This window comes from Caproiciproducens sp. (genome assembly GCF_053840905.1).
On record NZ_JBNLXQ010000011.1, the window covers coordinates 36,875 to 53,887 of the forward strand.

The following is a 17,013-nucleotide window of genomic DNA, read 5'->3' on the forward strand; positions in this document are numbered from 1 at the left end:
TTATTAAAAAATCAGCCGGGTCTGCGGCAGGAGGCAGCGACCATGCTTCATACGCTTGAAGACTTTTGCAGATATCTTTACCATAACCGGGACGAGCGGAAGTTTTACCGGTGCTACTACCAGCTTCTGCGTCTCTCCCGTGAAAAATACCGGTGCGGCTGTTACACCCTTCGTGAGCTGCCGAAAGGAGAAGCCGGCACGCGGCTGCTCTGTGTTCCGAACCGCGCGCTCAGAAGGGTTCAGAAAGGCATTTTAGGGCTGCTGCCCGCCGCCGGGCCGTGCTGTGTGACCGCTTATTTGCCGGGAAAATCAGTACTGGACAACGCGCGGCCTCATCTGGGACAGCCTCTGGTGGTCAAGCTGGACATCCATGCTTTTTTTGACAGCATTTCTTTCGCGCAGGTATTCCGCGCCGTTGACCGGGCGCTGGAGGTTTCGTCCTGCGTTGGGTGCCATTATCTCAATGCGGATGACCGTTCTTCTTTTGAAAATCGAAATTACAACAGTGTTCTCAGCTTCTATTTTGCGCGTTTTTGTACCCGGGGCGGCTCGCTTCCCCAGGGCGCGCCGACCAGTCCCCTTCTTTCCAATCTGGTTTTCGGGCCGATCGACGGGCAGATCAGCGCGTATTGCGGCAGATGCGGGATCGCCTATACCCGTTACAGCGACGATATGACTTTTTCCGGTGCCTTCAATCCGCTGGCGCTCATCGATTTTGTGCGGCGCGTTCTGGCGGAAAACGGGTTCACCCTAAACGACCGGAAGACGCGGATTTTAAATCGCGGACAGCGGAGAAAGATCACCGGGGTAGTGGCGAACCAAAAGCTTCAGGCCCCCAGGGAATACCGCCGCGAAATCCGCCGGGAGCTGTACTATATCCGGAAATACGGATGGGAGTCCCATCTTGCCCATGAAAACATAGCGCAGGAGCCGGAGGAGTACCGGCGCAGCCTGCTCGGGCGCGTCGGCTTTGTGCTGCAGCTCTGTCCGGAGGACGGCGAATTTCTGCGGTACAGGCAGTGGCTTTTGGAAAATTGAAAAGCAATAAAACAGCACCCCAATCGTTAGACAGAGATACTGAATAACGATTGGGGTGCTGTTTGTTTCCGGCTTATAAATTGGCCTTGAAAAAAGCCTGCAGCGTTTCGAAGGCTTTTGCCTCATCGCCGCCTTCCACGGTAACGGTTACTGTCTCACCCTTTTTGGCGGCCAGCCCCATGACCGCGAAAATCTTTTTGGCGTTTGCCGCGTTTCCGTCCTTGACTACCTGAATGTCCGAAGCAAACGCCGCCGCCGTTTTTACAAGCAGCCCGGCCGGACGGGCGTGGATTCCTTCGGCATCCGTAATGGTATAAGTAAACTGCTTCATAGAAATACTCCCCTTGATGATTTACGCCGCGGCGTAGATTTTTTTACTGCTTACTATGATATCATACCCGCAATAAAATGCAACCTCCGCTGTTTTCGGCGAAGCCGCGTTCCGTGCGCGGACAACCTTGAAATATTATTTTGGGGAATGATATCCTCCGTATTCCTGCCTGTACGGTTCCGCTCTTTTCGTATTTCCATCGGATGGCGCACAGGCAAAGAAGCCTTGAAACCGCCGGAAATTCAAGAACCGGACACATAAATTATACAAGATAGACAGTAATTTGTTTCCAGTGGCACCATCCCATGTCAAAGATTATAAGGAAATTCCCAAATAAAAAGTTATAATAGAATTGACCGGTGAGATCAGAATAAAAGCGAGGTGATTGGATGCTGACGAAAATTCAAATCAAACTGATACAACATCTCAGCGAGACGCAGACTCCCCTGACGGCGGAGGACATTGCCAAGCTGATCGATATTTCCTCCCGTACCGCCAAACGGTATGTTGAAATCATCAATGATGAAATTAAGGAAGACGGGCTGGAAATCGTTTCAAAGCGCGGTGTGGGCTATGAGCTGAAAGGCGACCTCAGGGCGGTGAAAAAGCTGCTGAGCGGCGAGTCCTACGAAGACGGCGCCGAACGTGTCAGAAGCATTCTTCTGACGATCATCCAGTCACAGCCCGTCACCATAGAAACGCTTTCCGGCTGCGTGCATTTGAGCCCTTCCACCGTAAACAAGATGATGCCGTCCATTAAGGATTATCTCCACAAATACAGTCTGGAGCTGTCTTCAAAGCCCTATTACGGACTGTTGATAGACGGCGGGGAGATCAACATCCGCGCATTGCTGACGGATATCGGATTCAACAACGAGAGCAGCTTTCAGGTCAATCTGCCGAATCTGAGCGAAGACGAGTACCAGCAGATCGACGGTACCGTGCTGGAGCACTTGAAGAAGATTCACGTCGTCGCCGCGGACAGGGATATTCAGAATCTGTCCATGCGCATCGCCGTTTCCTTTTCCCGCGCAAGGCAGGGCTGCCGCCTGACCGATCTTTCGCTGCCGAAAAACGTGCGCCGGTATCACCTGCAGGTGATCCGTCAGATGATGGACCCGCTCGCGAAGTCCTTTGGCATTGCGCTGAACGACGAAGAGGTTCAATATATTGCCGCGCTTTCCGGCCCCGTGATCCAGAGCTTTGAAGCGGATAAGGTAAATGTGGAAGACCATATCCACAACTTTGTAAAGGACCGGATCAGGGAAATCTCCCTGATTTCCGGCTCCGACTATTCCGCCGACGAAAAAGTGACCGAATCCCTGTCCGTACACATCAAAATTCTTCTGGAGCGGATGGAGAGCCGGATCCCGGTGAAAAATCCCCTGCTCAGCCAGATCAAAAAGAAGTATCCGATCGAGATGAACTACGCGATCTTTCTGGCGCAGAAAATTGAAAAGGAGTACGGCGTAACCATAGGCGAAGACGAACTGGGCTACCTCGCCATGCATTTCGGCGCGTTCCATGAAAGGATGAACAGCCGGAAAAAGGCAGTCGTTCTGTGCAGCTACGGAATCGGCACAAGCCAGCTGATTACCGAGCGGATCAGCAGGGAAATCCCGGAGCTTGAAATTGCCGGCGTGTACCCGATCCACTATCTGGAAAGCGCGCTCGCGCACGATCCCGATATTGTTATTTCCACCGTCGATATCGACGGCTATCACAGCGATATCCCTCTGGTGGTCATCGAGGATTTTCTGGGCAGCGACTGTATCGTCCGGATCAGGGACGCCCTTTATCACAGCGGGGAAGAAAAGCCCGGCCTCGCCGCCATGTTCCGTCCGGAAGCATTTTTCCGGCTTCAGGCGCAGACGCGGGAAGAGGCGATTGAAGAGATTGGAAAAAGAATGCTGGCGATGGGCCTCATTCAAAAAAGTACGCTGGATTCCGTTAAGATGAGGGAGAAGAAATCTTCCACGGACATCGGCAATCTGGTGGCCGTTCCGCACACCATCTTTCAGGGGGAGCTGCCTTCCGTGGTGGGGATCGGAATTTTACAGCAGCCGATTAAATGGGGGGAGGAGAACGTTCAGCTGCTGTTCTTTATCAGCTTCAACAGTGCCGACAGCGCCAACGCGTCCATGTTCCGTCAGCTGTACGGATGCGTAAAGGATATCAGACGGGTAAACCAACTGATTGCTTCCTCTTCTTACGACGAATTTATGAATCATTTTTCTTTTTGAAGGAGAACACATATGCAGGAAGATAGCGTTTTTAAGAGGGAGTACGTCCTGCTGGATGCGGACGTTTCCACGAAAGAGGAATGCCTCACCTTCATCGCCGAAAAGGCGGTGGAGTTCGGTATCAGCTCCGGCGTACAGGCGACCGTCGACGGCTTTATGGAGCGTGAAAACGTGGACAGCACCGGCTTCAGCGACGGGTTCGCCATTCCGCACACGCGCTGCGACGCGGTCCTGAAGCCATCGGTGCTCGTGGTCAAGACAAAGCACGGCATCGACTGGCCGTCCATGGACGGCGAACCGACCGTGGCGGTTCTCGCCCTGCTGGTTCCAAAGAAAGTGGGCGGCACGGTGCACCTGAAGCTTCTTTCCGCGCTTTCGCGAAAGCTGGTCAACGCGGAGTTTCAGAAATCACTGCTCCATTCATGTGATCCCGATGAAATATTCGGTATTATCAATCAAGCGATTCAAAGTTAAGAAGGAGGAACAGAATATGGCAAAGAAACTGGCGGCCCTGTGCGCCTGCACAATGGGTCTGGCCCACACTTTCATGGCCGCGCAGTCCCTGGAGGAAGCGGCGAAGGAGCTGGGGTATGAGGTGAAGGTCGAAACGCAGGGCGCGGACGGGATCCAGAACGCGCTTACCCCGAAGGATCTTGCAGAGGCCGACATTATTATTCAGGCCGTGGCGATCACGCCGGAAAACAACGACCGTTTCGACAACTACGACGTGTATGAAATCAGCCTGCAGGACGCCATCAAAAACGCCAAAGGCACCATTCGGGAAATCGAGGAAATGATTTCCGCGGAAGCACAATAATTACATAATTTATTTTGAGGAGGAGTTAAAATGGCAATTACCAAAAAGAGCGCAGTCAACGGCGGAGCCGACCGTCCGAAGCTGAACATCGGTTCCACCGCCCCCGCACCGGAAAAAAAGAGTGTCTGGGCAGAGCTTTCCAAACATGTTATGACCGGTATTTCCAACATGATTCCGTTCCTGATCATGGGCGGACTGATCCTGGCGCTTTCCCAGCTGATTCCTTACGTCATCCTCGGGGTCGATCCCTCCATGGGCATTGTCGACGCGATGAACTCCGGGAAATACACGGGGTCGTCCATCGGCCTGCTGAAATTTGCCAATCTGACCGCGGAATTCGGCGGAACCCTGTTCGGCTTTGCCATTCCGATGTTCGCGGCCTTCATGGCGAACTCCATCGGCGGCAAGCTCGCTTTCCCGGCCGGCTTTATCGGCGGCCTGATGGCTACCAAGCCGACTTCCATCCTGAGCCTTGTGGACGGCAAGTGGGAAGCCAATTCCCCGGTTGCTTCCACCTTCCTGGGCGCGATCCTGATCGCGATCGCAGCCGGTTATTTTGTAAAATGGCTGAATAAATCCATTAAGGTAAGCCACAACATGCTTGCTTTCAAGAGCACCTTCCTGATTCCGATTATCGCGGCCGCCGGCGTGATGCTCGGTATGCACTATGTCGTTACCCCGCTCGGCGGACTGATCAACTCCTGGATCAAAGCGGCTCTGGGCGCGGCGGGCGCGGCCGGCGGCTACGGCTACGCCATCGCGATTTCCGCGGCGACCGCCATCGACCTTGGCGGCCCGATCAACAAGGCCGCGGGATTTGTGGCGCTGAGCTTTACGACCGACAAGCTGCTGCCGATTACGGCGCGCTGCATCGCCATTGTCGTTCCGTCCATCGGCCTCGGCCTTGCGACGATCATCGACAAGCTGGTTGTCGGCAGACATGTCTTTGACAAGCAGTTCTATCCCCAGGGCAAAACCGCTATGTTCCTCGCCTTCATGGGCATCAGCGAAGGCTCCATCCCGTTCGCCCTTGAGAAACCTTCCGTCACGATCCCCGCCTATATGATCGGCGCGATCGTCGGCGGTACCTCCGCTGTCGCCATGGGCGCCGTCCAGTGGTTCCCGGAATCCGCTGTCTGGGCATGGCCGCTGATCTCCAATATCGCCGCCTATATTGCGGGAATCGCCATCGGAGCGGTCATCACCGCGCTGATCGTTATTTTCGCGCGGAACAATCTGATTAAAAAAGGCAAGCTGGAAGTAGACTCCAACGACTGATTACATAGGAGCTGAGAGAAAGGGGTACGTTTCGTACTCCTTTCTTAAATCATACAGGAGAAAACATGAACAGACTTGAAAAATGCCGCGCGCTTCTGGCGGGCTGCAGCGCACAGGCAATGCTGTGCACCTCTTACCACAACAAATTTTATCTTTCCGGGCTGTACAGCTCCTCGGGCTATGTGCTGATTACGCAGAAGCAGAAATATGTGATTGTGGATTCGCGCTATTACGAGGAAGTACGGCAGAACAACCGGGACGCACAGGTCCTTCTGATGACCGGGGAAAAGACCTGCGATCTGCTTATCAACGGGATTCTTGAAGAAGAAAATATCCGTACCGTCGGTTTTGAAGGCGACGACCTGTCCTACGACCGGTACCGGTCGCTGGAAAAGAAGCTCCGCGCTTCGCTGGTCCCCGTCAATATCAATCCGATCCGGGCGGTCAAAGACGCTCAGGAAATTGAGACCATACAGAAAGCCTGCGCCATCGCGGATCAGGCTTACGCGCACATTCTCGGCTTTGTCAGGGCCGGTATGCGCGAGGACGAAGTCGCAAACGAACTGGTTTACTTTATGAAGCAAAACGGCGCGATGAAGGAATCCTTCGACACCATTGCCGCCAGCGGCGTAAGGGGCTCCATGCCGCACGCCAAGGCCGGCGCCAAACAGTTGGAAGCCGGCGACCTTGTCACCCTTGACTTTGGGGCGAAGGTGGGCCAGTACTGCTCCGATATCACCCGCACGTTCGCGGTCGGGAAGCTGCCGGCGCCCGAATTGCGGAAAATCTATGAAACCGTCCGGGAGGCCCAGCAGAAGGGGATAGAAGCCGTTCGCGCCGGCTCCCGCTTCTGCGATGCGGACCGGGCGGCCAGGTCGGTGATTGAAGAAGCCGGGTACGGCGGGTATTTCGGCCACAACCTGGGCCATTCGCTGGGCATCAGCGACCACGAGGACCCGCGCCTTTCCCCCACGGAGGAAGCGCGCATGGAGGCCGGGATGGTCGTGACCGTGGAGCCGGGCATCTATGTGCCGGGGCTGGGCGGCGTGCGGATCGAAGACGATGTGCTGGTAACGGAAAACGGCTCCCGGGTGCTGACCCGCTCGCCCAGGCAGCTGATTGTTGCAGATAAGGAGTAAGCAATGAATATTGAACTGGTAAAAAAACTGAGCAACGCGGACGCGGTCGCCTCGCACGAGGACGAGGTCAGAAGCATCCTGCTGAAAGAGCTGGAGGGTGTTGCTGACGAAGTCGATTTCGACAGGCTGGGTTCCGCCATCTTCCATAAGAAGGGGGACGCGCAGGGTCCGCGCGTCATGGTGTGCGCCCATATGGACGAAGTCGGCTTTCTCGTCAGAAGCGTCAGCAAAATCGGTATGCTCCATGTCATTCCGGTCGGGAGCGTCCGCACCTTCTCCAAATTCATGCAGGGGGTCCGGGTCACAACGGAATCCGGGCGTAAAATCCCCGGCGTTTTGAATTCCGTGTACGCGGACGGCGACGTGAAGGATCTGGTCGTCGATATCGGCGCCGTTTCCGATGAAGAAGCCCTTTCTCTGGGAATCCGCGCGGGGGATATGGTGACCTTCAGCAGCGAATGTCAGGAATACGGAATCGACGGCACCTTCGCGGGCAAGGCCTTTGACGACCGGCTCGGCTGCTACGTGATGGCGGAAACGCTGAAGCGCCTGGCGGACACCCCGCTTCCGAACCAGCTGTATCTGGCGGCTACGTCCAGCGAAGAGGTGGGATTAAGGGGCGGAAAGACCTCCGCGTACAGGATTCGGCCCGATATCGTGATCGTGCTGGACGTCGCCTGCTGGGGAAACGAGCTGGTCAGGGACCACACCAACAACCGGCAGATCGGGCACGGTCCCATGCTGCTGCATTACGACAAGACCATGGTGCCTTCCTCCCGCCTTTTGAACCATATTCAGAAGGTCGCCGACCAAAACGGCGTTGCGCTGCAGCAGGACATGTTCAGCAACGGCGGTACGGACGGCGGCCAGGCGCACCTGACCCGCGACGGCGCGGTGTGCGCCGTGCTCGGCATCCCGCTTCGCTACGGCCACAGCCCGTGGTCCATCGGCAGCTGTGCCGATGTGGACAACGCGGTGCTTCTGCTGACGGAGCTGATCAAAAGTCTGGACCGGACCGCTTACCTTTCTACCGTGGATTTTGCGCACAGGAGGCAGCCATGACGGATTTTGACCTTTTCCCCGACCGCTACGCGGAAAAATGCCGCAAATGGGACAGAGCGAAAATCGAAGAGCACTTCGGTCCGGTCGGCGACGATTATATTCCCATGTGGATTGCCGATATGGATTTCCGCGCGCCGGAGCCGCTGCTGAACAGGCTGCATCAGGCTGTGGACATCGGCGTTTTCGGCTATACCTATGTTTATGAAGAATTCTACGACGCGGTGATCCGTTACTTTGAACGGCATCATCACGCTTCCCCGAAAAAGGAATGGCTGACCCTGTGCTACGGCACGGTTTCCACTCTGCACTATACGGTGCAGGCCTTCTGTCGGAAGGGCGATTCCGTCATGCTCAGCACGCCGGTCTACGACCCCTTTGCGCGGGCGGCGGCCGCGTTTGGCGCGCAGGTGATCGAAAACGAGCTGGTCGTGGAAAACAACCGTTACCGGATGGATTTTGAAAAAATGGAGGAGCAGCTCAAACAGTACCGCCCGAAGCTGTATCTGCTCTGCAATCCTCACAACCCCTCCGGCAGGATCTGGAGCCGGGAAGAGCTGGTCACGCTGATTTCCCTGTGCCGGAAATACGGGACCGTCGTCGTCGCCGACGAGGTCCACAGCGGGCTGATTTTTGACGGGATTTATACCTCCACCGTTGAAACCGGGGAACTTTTTCAAAATGTTATCCTTTTATCTTCACCGAATAAGCAGTATAATTTAGGTGGCCTGAAAACCTCTTACGCCATCATTGAGAATGACGAGCTGCGCAAAACCTTCCGCAGCCGGCTGACGAAAAATTCCATCACTTCGCCGACGGTGTTCGGTATCATCGCGCTCATTGCCTGTTACAACGAGGGCGAGGAATACACCCGCGCGCTGATGGGCTACCTTGGGGAAAATTATCGTTACGCCCGCGAGTCCATCGGGACCCGGATTCCCCGGCTGTCCTGCATGGAGATGGAATCCTCCTATCTGCTGTGGGTGAATATTCGGAAAACGGGGATGGACAGCGACACCTTTACCCGCCGCCTTGCAAAGGAAACGGGCGTGCTGGTGGAAAGCGGGAACAATTTTGTCGGCAACGGCGAAGGGTATATCCGCATCAATCTGGGAACGCAGCTCCGAAACGTAAAGGAAGCGTTTACCCGGATGGAAAAATTCGTCGGCAGGGTTTCTCTGTAATGCGTAAAAGGCCGGGACAACAACGGAAAGGGGTCATTGATTTGGGACCGCTGAAACTCATTGCTCCCTGCAAGGATTATCTTTGGGGAGGAACAAAGCTCAGGACGGAGTACCGCCAGCAAAGCGCCGCGCAGAAGCTGGCGGAAAGCTGGATGCTCTCCTGCCATCCGGACGGGCTGTCCGTGATTTCCGGGGGAATCTTCGACGGAATGACGCTGAAGGACCTGATCGCGCAGGAAGGACGGGGGATTCTGGGGACAAACTGCGGCCGTTTTGAGCAGTTCCCGGTGCTGGTTAAGCTGATCGACGCGCAGGACCGTCTGTCCATACAGGTTCATCCCGACAACGAATACGCTCTGGAGCACGAGGGCGAATACGGTAAGACGGAAATGTGGTATATTCTGGAAAACGAGCCGGGCGCCTATCTTTACTACGGTTTCCGGAAGGAAATCAGCAAAGAGGAATTCGCCGGGCGAATTCATAATCAGACCTTGACGGAAGTGTTAAATAAAGTGGAGGTCCACCCGGGCGACGTGTTCTTTATCGACGCGGGAACGCTTCACGCGATCGGCGCTGGGATCGTCCTCGCCGAAATCCAGCAGAATTCCAACACGACCTACCGCATTTACGATTATGGCAGGGTCGGCGCGGACGGAAAACCGCGCGCGCTGCACGTGGACAAGGCGCTGGATGTCACGCGGCTGAAACGGCCCGTCCGCCCGGCGAAGCCGCAGGGTGAACCGGTGAGGGACGGGGACTGCGTCAGAACGCTGCTCGCGTCCTGCCCGTATTTTACCGTATCCCGGATTGCGCTTTCCGGCGAAACGGCAATGGCGGCCGACACCTCCAGCTTTCAGTCGCTGCTGTGTGTTTCCGGCGAAGGAACGCTTTGCCGCGGGAAAGAAACGCCGGTTCCGCTTCAAAAGGGAGACAGCCTCTTTATCCCCGCGGGGATGGGCGGTTATACGCTGAAGGGCAGTCTGGAATTTTTGCTTACCACGCTCTGAACGATTCCTGAACCGTATGGAAACCCGCCGCCGGGACTTGCTCCCGACGGCGGGTTTTGCATACTCTTTTGATTTTTTACCTTTTCATATGGGGTTCAGGTCATTTCGCAAACGCCGACATTCTCCACGGGAATTGCTTCTATTTTTTAGGTGGCGGAATATATTATAGAATAGCGGAAGACGAAGAAACCGAGTTTTAGGCGGAAGCGGATTTTACGACCGGCATGCAGAAAGGAAATTTGCGATGAAGCTTCTGGTGATTGGTCTGGGCTCCATGGGCAGAAGGAGGATCGGACTGCTCTTAGATCATTTTGACGGCATCACGGTGTGCGGGGCCGACATCCGGGAAGAGAGAAGAGCACAGGCACAGGCGCTTTTCGATATCCCCGCCTATGCGGATGCCTCCACGGCGATCGAACGGGAAAAACCGTACGCCGCTTTGGTCTGTACTTCTCCGGCCAGCCACGGCGCCGTCATTCTGGACTGCGTGGAAAAGGGGCTGCACATTTTCAGTGAAATCAATTTGCTTGCGGACCGGTATGAGGAGATTTTGCGGGCCGCAAAAGAGCACCGGGTCAAGCTGTTTTTATCCTCCGCCCTGCTTTACCGGGGGGAGATCGAAAAAATCAGGGACTGTGTTCTGAAGCAGCGGGAAAGGGTGAATTACCGGTACCATGTCGGCCGGTACCTGCCGGATTGGCATCCGTGGGAAAGCTGCCGCGATTTTTCCGTGAGCGACCCGCGCACCGACGCCTGCCGGGAAATTTTTGCGGCGGAACTGCCGTGGGTCCTGCATACCTTTGGGAAAATAAGGCGGCTTACGGTTTTCAAGGATCGTCTCTCCTCGCTGGAGCTCGGGTACCCCGATAATTATTTCGTTGTGCTGGAACATCGAAACGGGAACAAGGGAATCTGGATCGTGGACGTGGTGTCCAGAAAGGCGGAACGGAACCTTCTGGTCTATTCGGAAAAGCTGCACCTTACCTGGGACGGAACGCCGGACAGTCTGTACCGATACAATATAGAGGAAAAAAGGACGGAGAAAATAGAGATCCGCTCCAGCGTGCCCGGAAAGGGAAAATACGCGGAGACGAATACGGAAAACGCTTATCTGAAGGAGCTCAGGATCTTTGTCGATAAAATAACCGGCGGAAAAAACAGGGAACGGTATACCTTTGAGGAGGATCGGAAAACCCTGCGGCTGATCGACAGAATCGAGGGGACGGAGCCTTGAAGGTCCGCTTCCGCGGGCTGGGCTCCGCCGGAAAAATAACCGCTCCGGCGGCAAAGGAACGACCCCCTCTGCGGACAGTGGCTGTCTGTCCGCTTTGGGGGTCGTTCCTTATTTGCATGGAAGAGGATGTGACTTCAAATGTATGTCAATTATAGGAGCTTTCCAATTTCGATGATCCCCTCCAGCGGCTCCGCGGGGCTGAGGCGGGGGGCGTCCATTGCGGGGCTGGCCACAATGATCGTAACCGGCGTGTCGTCCTGCGCCACGGCGATAAAATGGGCCTTGCCGGGATGGATGACGATTTGCGTGCCGGCGGGAACCCTGACGAGCTGGACGCTGTCCATGTCGATCTTTCCGTCCTTGATGTCCGCAAACGGCATGATGGCGGTCCCCTGCACAAAATAGAACATTTCGCAGTCTTCGTGGTACTCCAGCTCCGCAAAAACCGGCGTATGCTTCCAGATGTTCAGCACGCCGCCTGCCAGTGTGCTCTGCTTCATGCCGGCGCGCAGGGTCGTTGCTCTCCACTCAAACCAGTTTTCCCGGTAAACCTGCGCGGCCCCGGGCATCTGGACGTCTACGCCCCTGACCAGGCCGGGGGCGATATCCTGTATTTCCTGTTTTTTCATTGCGAAACTCTCCTTTTTATTTCATCCGGTTCTGCCGAAAGCCGGATGCATTCAATCTGTATAAGGCTTTTCTGTCACAGCATTTTTTTCATACTTTCGGGCTGCAGATTCTTCAGCATTTTCAGGTAATTGATGCGCGAATTGGCGACGTGGACTTTCATCTCCTCCACGGCGGCTTCCACCTGATCGTTTACCATTGCGTCGTACATTTTGCGGTGTCCTTCCTGCGCGTTCAGGCCTTCCCTGTGGCTTTTGAAGGACTCACGGCGCAGCTCCCGCTGCAGCCAGTTGATATTGTCCATGATGTTCAGGATAAACTGGTTCCGGCTTGTCTCCAGAATTGCCTTGTGGAATTCATAATCGGTTGTTTCCATGACGCTTGGGTCGCCCGATTCCACCGCCCGCTCGAACGCCAGCAGCTTCTCGCGTATTTTTTCCATGTCCGCGGAAGTCGCCCGGTCCATCGCCAGCTTGATCGCCAGCGGCTCCATTGCGCCTCTCACGTTGACAAAGTCGGTGATTCTCGTTTTATTCTGCTCATACCAATCCTCGGCGTTTTGCTTTTCGTTTCCGACGGGATTGATGATGAACACGCCTTTGCCGCACAGCACCTCTACGATTCCTTCCGTCTCCAGCACGCGGATCGCTTCCCGGACCGCCGAACGGCCGATGTTCAGGCTCAGGCCGATTTCCGCCTGTGTCGGCAGCCGGTCGCCGATCTGGTACCCTTCGGTCCGGATCAGCTCTTTCAGTTTTTCCACTGTCTGGTCAGTCACAGACACCTTATGGATCGGTTTCATATCCTCACTCCCTCACTGCCGGTTTTTTTATCGCATTTGGGCGGCTCTCACTGTGTTTGTCAGCCGTCCGATCTGTTCGATTTCCACATCCACCGTGTCGCCGGGACGGATGGGTCCTACGCCGGAGGGGGTTCCCGTCAGAACGACGTCCCCCGGTTCCAGAGTCATGACCTGCGAAAGGTAGCTGACAAGCTCATACGGCTGAAACAGAAGCTGGGACGTGCTGGAGTGCTGGACCAGCCGGCCGTTCAGATAGGTCCGTATTTCCAGATTCGCGGGGTCCGCCTGCGTCTGAACACAGGGGCCCAGCGGCAGAAAGGTATCAAACCCCTTCGCGATGGTCCACTGCCCGTCCGCGGGCTGATAGTCCCGCGCGCTGACGTCGTTTGCGCAGGTGTATCCCAATATGTATTCCGCCGCGTTTTCCTTTTCGACCTGTTTTGCCTTTTTCCCGATCACGATCGCCAGCTCGCCCTCGTAATCCACATGGGAGGAAATGGCGGGATACTCGATTTCCTGCCGCGGCGCGATCACCGCAGTGCTCGGTTTCAGGAATACGACCGGCGATTCCGGCGTTTTTGCCCCGGATTCCGCAATGTGGTCCTTGTAGTTCAGCCCGATGCAGACTGCCTTTCCCGGCATGACCGGGCTTAAAAGCCGGACCCGGCAAAGCGGAACCGTTTCCCCGGTTTCGGAAAAGCCGCTCCCGATATCGCCTTTCAGGCGGCGGACGGTCTGTTCTTCCAGGCTTCCGAATTCTGTTTTTCCTTCAAACTGGTAACGGATCAGTTTCATAATGCACCATCTTTCCTTTATCCGCCAAGATACGCTTTTTTGATCGTCGGGCTGTTCAGCAGCTCCCGGCTGTTTCCGCACTGCACCATGTGGCCCACTTCCATGACATAGGTCCTGTCGGAAATGGACATGGCCATAAATGCGTTCTGCTCTACGATGATGACGGGGATTTTGCGGACCTCGTGGATTTTTACGATCGCGTCGAACATTTCGCTGACGGTAACCGGTGCAAGGCCCAGAGAAGGTTCGTCGAACATAATGAGCTTCGGATCGGACATCATTCCTCTGCAAATGGCCAGCATCTGCTGTTCGCCGCCGCTGAGGGTGCCCGCCAGCTGCTTGGAGCGTTCCTTCAGCCGAGGGAAGAGGGCGTAGGATTCCTCGATGTTTTTGTTCAGCTCCGCTTTGGAGAATTTTCTGTTAAATGCGCCCATTTCCAGATTTTCAAGCACGGACATTTCGGGGAAAACCTCGCGGCCTTCCGGCACATAGACGATTCCCCTGTGAACGATCTTGTGGGCGCGGACATTGCCGATCTCCTCGCCCATGAATTCGATGGAGCCGCTGCTGGCTTTGTTCAGCCCGGCGATCGCTTTCATCAGCGTGGACTTTCCCGCGCCGTTGGCGCCGATGATGGACACGATCTCTTTGTCGTTGATCTCCATGGAAACGTCGAAGAGGGCTTGTACTTTCCCGTAGAATACGTCAATCTTATTAATTTTTAGCACGGTTCAACCTCCTCCTTTAGGCTTTCTCGGACTGGTATCTGTTGCCCAGATATGCCTTGATGACTTCCTCGTTGTTCTTAATTTCATCCGGCGTACCCTCTGCGATTTTTGCACCGAAGTTCAGAACGGTGATCCGGCTGCAAATGTTCATGACGACGTCCATATTGTGTTCAATCAAGAACAGGTCGATGCCAAGGTCGAAGGTTTTCAGCATGATATTGACGAACTCCACACGCTCGGAAGGGTTCAGTCCGGCCGCGGGCTCGTCGAGGAACAGCAGCTTGGGGTCCATCATCAGCGCGCGGCCCAGCTCGGTCATTTTCTGGCGTCCGTACGGCAGCGACGAGACTTTTTCGTCCTTCAGGTCGTACATGCCGATAAAATCCAGAACCTGCTTTGCTTTTTCCTCCACCTGCTTTTCTTCCTGCCTGCTTTTGGCGGGATCGACCAGAAAGCGGAGAATGCCGGCGGGCATCATCTGGTGGCCGCCCACCATCAGGTTTTCCATTACCGTCATGGAGGTGAACAGCTTCAGGTTCTGGAACGTCCTTCCGATCCCCAGCCGGGCGATCTGGTGGGTGGGCATTCCGCTGATTTCGGTGTCCCCATAGAAAATCCGGCCGCTCGTTACCGGAAAAGTGCCGGTAATCATGTTGATGGTCGTGGTTTTTCCGGAACCGTTCGGCCCGATCAGCGCGTGGATGTTCCGCTCAGCCATTTCGAAGGACAAATCGCGTACCGCGACCAGCCCGGAGAAGTTTTTTACAACATTTTCAGTTCTTAATATTGTCTTCATTTGGCGATCCTTCCTCCCCATATTTCCCGGGCTTTCTTAATGGAATGGAATATATCGAAATGCCTTTCCTGCCTTTCCGATTTTTTGAAAAGCGACACGATGCCGTACGGCAGGAACACTGCGAAAATCAGCGTGATAATACTGAAAATCAGCCAGTAATAATTCTGCATAAAGCGCAGGATTTCCGGCAAAAGGGTTACCATGACGGCGCCCAGTATGTTTCCCGTTACGGAGCCGATGCCGCCGATCATCATCATAACAAGGTAGTTTACCGACAGGTCCTGATTGAACGCCGTCGGATTGATGTAGCCCATCATGTGGGTATACAGGAAACCGCCGATACAGCCGTAGACGGCCGCCATTGTGAAGGCAAGGATTTTCAGGTTTGCGACGTCGATTCCGCACGCTTCCACCGCGTCGCTGTTGTCGCGGATGGCTTTGAAGACCCTGCCCCATTTGGAGGAAACGATTCTTGCCGCCGCGATGGCCATTATAATGGTAAGAGCGAAATAGAGGTAATAGATTTTAAACGGCGTGTTGAATTCAAACCCGAACAGATTCAGGAAAGGGATGTTCTGAACGCCCTGGGAGCCTCCCGTAAAATCGATGGCGTTGGTGAGGATCAGCCTGACGACCTCGCTGAAGCCGATCGTGGTCAGCGACAGATAGACGCCCTTTACACGCAGGCTGGGGTAGCCGAGCCCTCTTCCGATCAGGAAGCCGATCACAATGGCAATCGGGAAGCCGAGCCAGACCGGGGTGCCCAGCTTGGTGCACGTCAGCGCGGAGCCGTAGGCGCCCAGCGCGAAAATGCCCGCCGTGCCCAGATTCATCTGGCCGGTCAGACCGGTAATAAAGTTCAGGCCCATGACCACGATGATATTGACAAACACCTGATTCATCAGCTGCTGGTGATAAAGATTGCTGTCAAACAGAGGGAATGCAATGAGCAAAGCCATTGCCAGGGCCATCAGCGCAATTTTAACTTTTTTCATATCCGGCATGCTCCTTTCTAACGCAGGTTTTTCCGGTGTCCCAAAATGCCGGACGGACGGACCAGCAGGAAGATGATCATCAGCACGAAGCCGACACAGTCCTTGTAAACGGCCGGAAGCACGATGGTGCTGAAATTTTCCAGGACGCCGAGGAAAACGCCGCCCGCGATGACGCCGGGCAGATAGCCGAAGCCGCCGATGACGCCGGAGGAAAAGCCCTTGAGCCCGATCATATTCGCCATGGCGGTGTCCACCGTGAACAGCGGGATGACGAGCATGCCGATGACCGCGCATACCAGGGAGCTGAGCACGATGGTGAACACGATGTTCTTGCTGACGTCAATGCCCATCAGCGTGGCGGCTTTTTTGTTCTGCTGTACGCAGCGCATGGCCTTTCCCGTTTTGGTCGTCTTGAAGAAAATCTGCAGCGCGGCGACCAGCAGAGACGATATGACAATGATCCAGACGTTGACGCGGCCGATAATAATGTTTCCGATCTGATAGGTTCCCGTCAGATAATTCGGAAGGGTGAAGGGAATGGGGCCCCAGATCAGGCGCACCATTTCCGAGAGGATCCGCCCAAGCACGACGGTGCCCATAACGGCGAAAATAGGGGAGGCCATGCTGCGCAGGGGATTGAAAATCCCGACCGCCACCAGCACGCCGAAAAGGAACATCATCAGAAGGGACGCGATGACCCCGATCACGGGGGGAAGGCCCATCCTGATTACGAAGGTACCCGCAAAGATATAGGCGCTCAGCATGATGAATTTATCATGGCTGAAATTCAGAAGACCGGTTGAATTCCACACCAGAGTGTATTCGATGCCGACCAGGGCATAAATAAAGCCCATAGCAACGCCGCTGACAATTAATTGCAAGACGCTTTCTATCATTGTTTTTTCATCTTCTTTCCATATTGTCATAAAAAATCCGCCTG

At 55.1% G+C, this 17,013-nt stretch carries 18 protein-coding genes; 10 read left to right on the forward strand and 8 right to left on the reverse strand.

From position 1 onward, the window contains the following. Positions 1-42: 42 nt before the first annotated feature. A complete protein-coding gene (locus tag ACQGQ5_RS11755; RefSeq protein WP_455736690.1) occupies positions 43-1,038 on the forward strand; it encodes a reverse transcriptase family protein in 996 nt (331 codons plus the stop codon). Between the two features lie 73 nt (positions 1,039-1,111). On the opposite strand, the gene ACQGQ5_RS11760 is transcribed toward ACQGQ5_RS11755, so the two are convergent. Then, positions 1,112-1,369, reverse strand: a complete 258-nt coding sequence (locus ACQGQ5_RS11760; protein WP_455736691.1) for an HPr family phosphocarrier protein — start codon at positions 1,367-1,369, stop codon at positions 1,112-1,114. 389 nt (positions 1,370-1,758) lie between these two features. Between ACQGQ5_RS11760 and ACQGQ5_RS11765 the strand changes: the two genes are divergently transcribed. The 9 genes from ACQGQ5_RS11765 to ACQGQ5_RS11805 all read left to right on the forward strand — a co-directional run bounded on the left by ACQGQ5_RS11765 (position 1,759) and on the right by ACQGQ5_RS11805 (position 11,330). After that, positions 1,759-3,612, forward strand: a complete 1,854-nt coding sequence (locus tag ACQGQ5_RS11765; protein WP_455736692.1) for a BglG family transcription antiterminator — start codon at positions 1,759-1,761, stop codon at positions 3,610-3,612. A 12-nt stretch (positions 3,613-3,624) separates the two neighbouring features. After that, positions 3,625-4,086 (forward strand): PTS sugar transporter subunit IIA, encoded by a 462-nt coding sequence (locus tag ACQGQ5_RS11770; protein ID WP_455736693.1) that lies wholly within the window; start codon positions 3,625-3,627, stop codon positions 4,084-4,086. 16 nt (positions 4,087-4,102) lie between these two features. Then, complete coding sequence (locus ACQGQ5_RS11775) at positions 4,103-4,429, forward strand: PTS fructose transporter subunit IIB (protein WP_455736694.1); 327 nt, start codon at positions 4,103-4,105, stop codon at positions 4,427-4,429. 30 nt (positions 4,430-4,459) lie between these two features. Continuing rightward, on the forward strand, positions 4,460-5,707 hold the full coding sequence (locus ACQGQ5_RS11780; RefSeq protein WP_455736695.1) for a hypothetical protein: 1,248 nt from the start codon (positions 4,460-4,462) through the stop codon (positions 5,705-5,707). Positions 5,708-5,772: 65 nt separating this feature from the next. Further along, positions 5,773-6,846 carry a M24 family metallopeptidase gene (locus tag ACQGQ5_RS11785; protein ID WP_455736696.1) on the forward strand — a complete coding sequence of 358 codons (1,074 nt, stop codon included), beginning with the start codon at positions 5,773-5,775 and terminating at the stop codon, positions 6,844-6,846. 3 nt (positions 6,847-6,849) lie between these two features. Then, positions 6,850-7,908 (forward strand): aminopeptidase, encoded by a 1,059-nt coding sequence (gene ypdE / locus ACQGQ5_RS11790; RefSeq protein ID WP_455736697.1) that lies wholly within the window; start codon positions 6,850-6,852, stop codon positions 7,906-7,908. Next, positions 7,905-9,089 carry a MalY/PatB family protein gene (locus ACQGQ5_RS11795; protein WP_455736698.1) on the forward strand — a complete coding sequence of 395 codons (1,185 nt, stop codon included), beginning with the start codon at positions 7,905-7,907 and terminating at the stop codon, positions 9,087-9,089. Before ypdE ends, ACQGQ5_RS11795 begins: the two co-directional genes overlap by 4 nt. Positions 9,090-9,130: 41 nt before the next feature. Further along, entirely contained in the window at positions 9,131-10,096 is a 966-nt protein-coding gene (locus tag ACQGQ5_RS11800; RefSeq protein ID WP_455736699.1) for a type I phosphomannose isomerase catalytic subunit, read from the forward strand. Positions 10,097-10,340: 244 nt separating this feature from the next. Further along, the gene (locus ACQGQ5_RS11805) at positions 10,341-11,330 is read left to right on the forward strand and encodes a Gfo/Idh/MocA family protein (protein ID WP_455736700.1); all 990 of its coding nucleotides are present in this window, start codon (positions 10,341-10,343) and stop codon (positions 11,328-11,330) included. Between the two features lie 149 nt (positions 11,331-11,479). On the opposite strand, the gene ACQGQ5_RS11810 is transcribed toward ACQGQ5_RS11805, so the two are convergent. The 7 genes from ACQGQ5_RS11810 to ACQGQ5_RS11840 form a co-directional block, all read right to left on the reverse strand. Continuing rightward, positions 11,480-11,959 (reverse strand): hypothetical protein, encoded by a 480-nt coding sequence (locus ACQGQ5_RS11810; RefSeq protein ID WP_455736701.1) that lies wholly within the window; start codon positions 11,957-11,959, stop codon positions 11,480-11,482. A gap of 74 nt (positions 11,960-12,033) precedes the next feature. After that, positions 12,034-12,759, reverse strand: a complete 726-nt coding sequence (locus ACQGQ5_RS11815) for a FadR/GntR family transcriptional regulator (protein ID WP_455736702.1) — start codon at positions 12,757-12,759, stop codon at positions 12,034-12,036. A 27-nt stretch (positions 12,760-12,786) separates the two neighbouring features. Then, on the reverse strand, positions 12,787-13,554 hold the full coding sequence (locus ACQGQ5_RS11820; RefSeq protein ID WP_455736703.1) for a fumarylacetoacetate hydrolase family protein: 768 nt from the start codon (positions 13,552-13,554) through the stop codon (positions 12,787-12,789). A 17-nt stretch (positions 13,555-13,571) separates the two neighbouring features. Then, positions 13,572-14,282, reverse strand: a complete 711-nt coding sequence (locus tag ACQGQ5_RS11825) for an ABC transporter ATP-binding protein (protein ID WP_455736704.1) — start codon at positions 14,280-14,282, stop codon at positions 13,572-13,574. A 16-nt stretch (positions 14,283-14,298) separates the two neighbouring features. After that, a complete protein-coding gene (locus ACQGQ5_RS11830) occupies positions 14,299-15,078 on the reverse strand; it encodes an ABC transporter ATP-binding protein (RefSeq protein ID WP_455736705.1) in 780 nt (259 codons plus the stop codon). Then, on the reverse strand, positions 15,075-16,073 hold the full coding sequence (locus tag ACQGQ5_RS11835) for a branched-chain amino acid ABC transporter permease (RefSeq protein ID WP_455736706.1): 999 nt from the start codon (positions 16,071-16,073) through the stop codon (positions 15,075-15,077). The genes ACQGQ5_RS11830 and ACQGQ5_RS11835 overlap by 4 nt, the downstream gene beginning before the upstream one ends. Before the next feature lie 17 nt (positions 16,074-16,090). Continuing rightward, on the reverse strand, positions 16,091-16,999 hold the full coding sequence (locus tag ACQGQ5_RS11840) for a branched-chain amino acid ABC transporter permease (RefSeq protein ID WP_455736707.1): 909 nt from the start codon (positions 16,997-16,999) through the stop codon (positions 16,091-16,093). Between the last annotated feature and the right edge of the window lie 14 nt (positions 17,000-17,013).

What these genes read in the sequence shown, in the direction of transcription:
- ACQGQ5_RS11755 (WP_455736690.1), top strand. Translation starts at nt 43, where the DNA reads ATGCTTCATACGCTTGAAGACTTTTGCAGATATCTTTACCATAACCGG.
- ACQGQ5_RS11760 (WP_455736691.1), bottom strand. Translation starts at nt 1,369, where the DNA reads ATGAAGCAGTTTACTTATACCATTACGGATGCCGAAGGAATCCACGCC.
- ACQGQ5_RS11765 (WP_455736692.1), top strand. Translation starts at nt 1,759, where the DNA reads ATGCTGACGAAAATTCAAATCAAACTGATACAACATCTCAGCGAGACG.
- ACQGQ5_RS11770 (WP_455736693.1), top strand. Translation starts at nt 3,625, where the DNA reads ATGCAGGAAGATAGCGTTTTTAAGAGGGAGTACGTCCTGCTGGATGCG.
- ACQGQ5_RS11775 (WP_455736694.1), top strand. Translation starts at nt 4,103, where the DNA reads ATGGCAAAGAAACTGGCGGCCCTGTGCGCCTGCACAATGGGTCTGGCC.
- ACQGQ5_RS11780 (WP_455736695.1), top strand. Translation starts at nt 4,460, where the DNA reads ATGGCAATTACCAAAAAGAGCGCAGTCAACGGCGGAGCCGACCGTCCG.
- ACQGQ5_RS11785 (WP_455736696.1), top strand. Translation starts at nt 5,773, where the DNA reads ATGAACAGACTTGAAAAATGCCGCGCGCTTCTGGCGGGCTGCAGCGCA.
- ypdE (WP_455736697.1), top strand. Translation starts at nt 6,850, where the DNA reads ATGAATATTGAACTGGTAAAAAAACTGAGCAACGCGGACGCGGTCGCC.
- ACQGQ5_RS11795 (WP_455736698.1), top strand. Translation starts at nt 7,905, where the DNA reads ATGACGGATTTTGACCTTTTCCCCGACCGCTACGCGGAAAAATGCCGC.
- ACQGQ5_RS11805 (WP_455736700.1), top strand. Translation starts at nt 10,341, where the DNA reads ATGAAGCTTCTGGTGATTGGTCTGGGCTCCATGGGCAGAAGGAGGATC.
- ACQGQ5_RS11810 (WP_455736701.1), bottom strand. Translation starts at nt 11,959, where the DNA reads ATGAAAAAACAGGAAATACAGGATATCGCCCCCGGCCTGGTCAGGGGC.
- ACQGQ5_RS11815 (WP_455736702.1), bottom strand. Translation starts at nt 12,759, where the DNA reads ATGAAACCGATCCATAAGGTGTCTGTGACTGACCAGACAGTGGAAAAA.
- ACQGQ5_RS11820 (WP_455736703.1), bottom strand. Translation starts at nt 13,554, where the DNA reads ATGAAACTGATCCGTTACCAGTTTGAAGGAAAAACAGAATTCGGAAGC.
- ACQGQ5_RS11830 (WP_455736705.1), bottom strand. Translation starts at nt 15,078, where the DNA reads ATGAAGACAATATTAAGAACTGAAAATGTTGTAAAAAACTTCTCCGGG.
- ACQGQ5_RS11835 (WP_455736706.1), bottom strand. Translation starts at nt 16,073, where the DNA reads ATGAAAAAAGTTAAAATTGCGCTGATGGCCCTGGCAATGGCTTTGCTC.
- ACQGQ5_RS11840 (WP_455736707.1), bottom strand. Translation starts at nt 16,999, where the DNA reads ATGACAATATGGAAAGAAGATGAAAAAACAATGATAGAAAGCGTCTTG.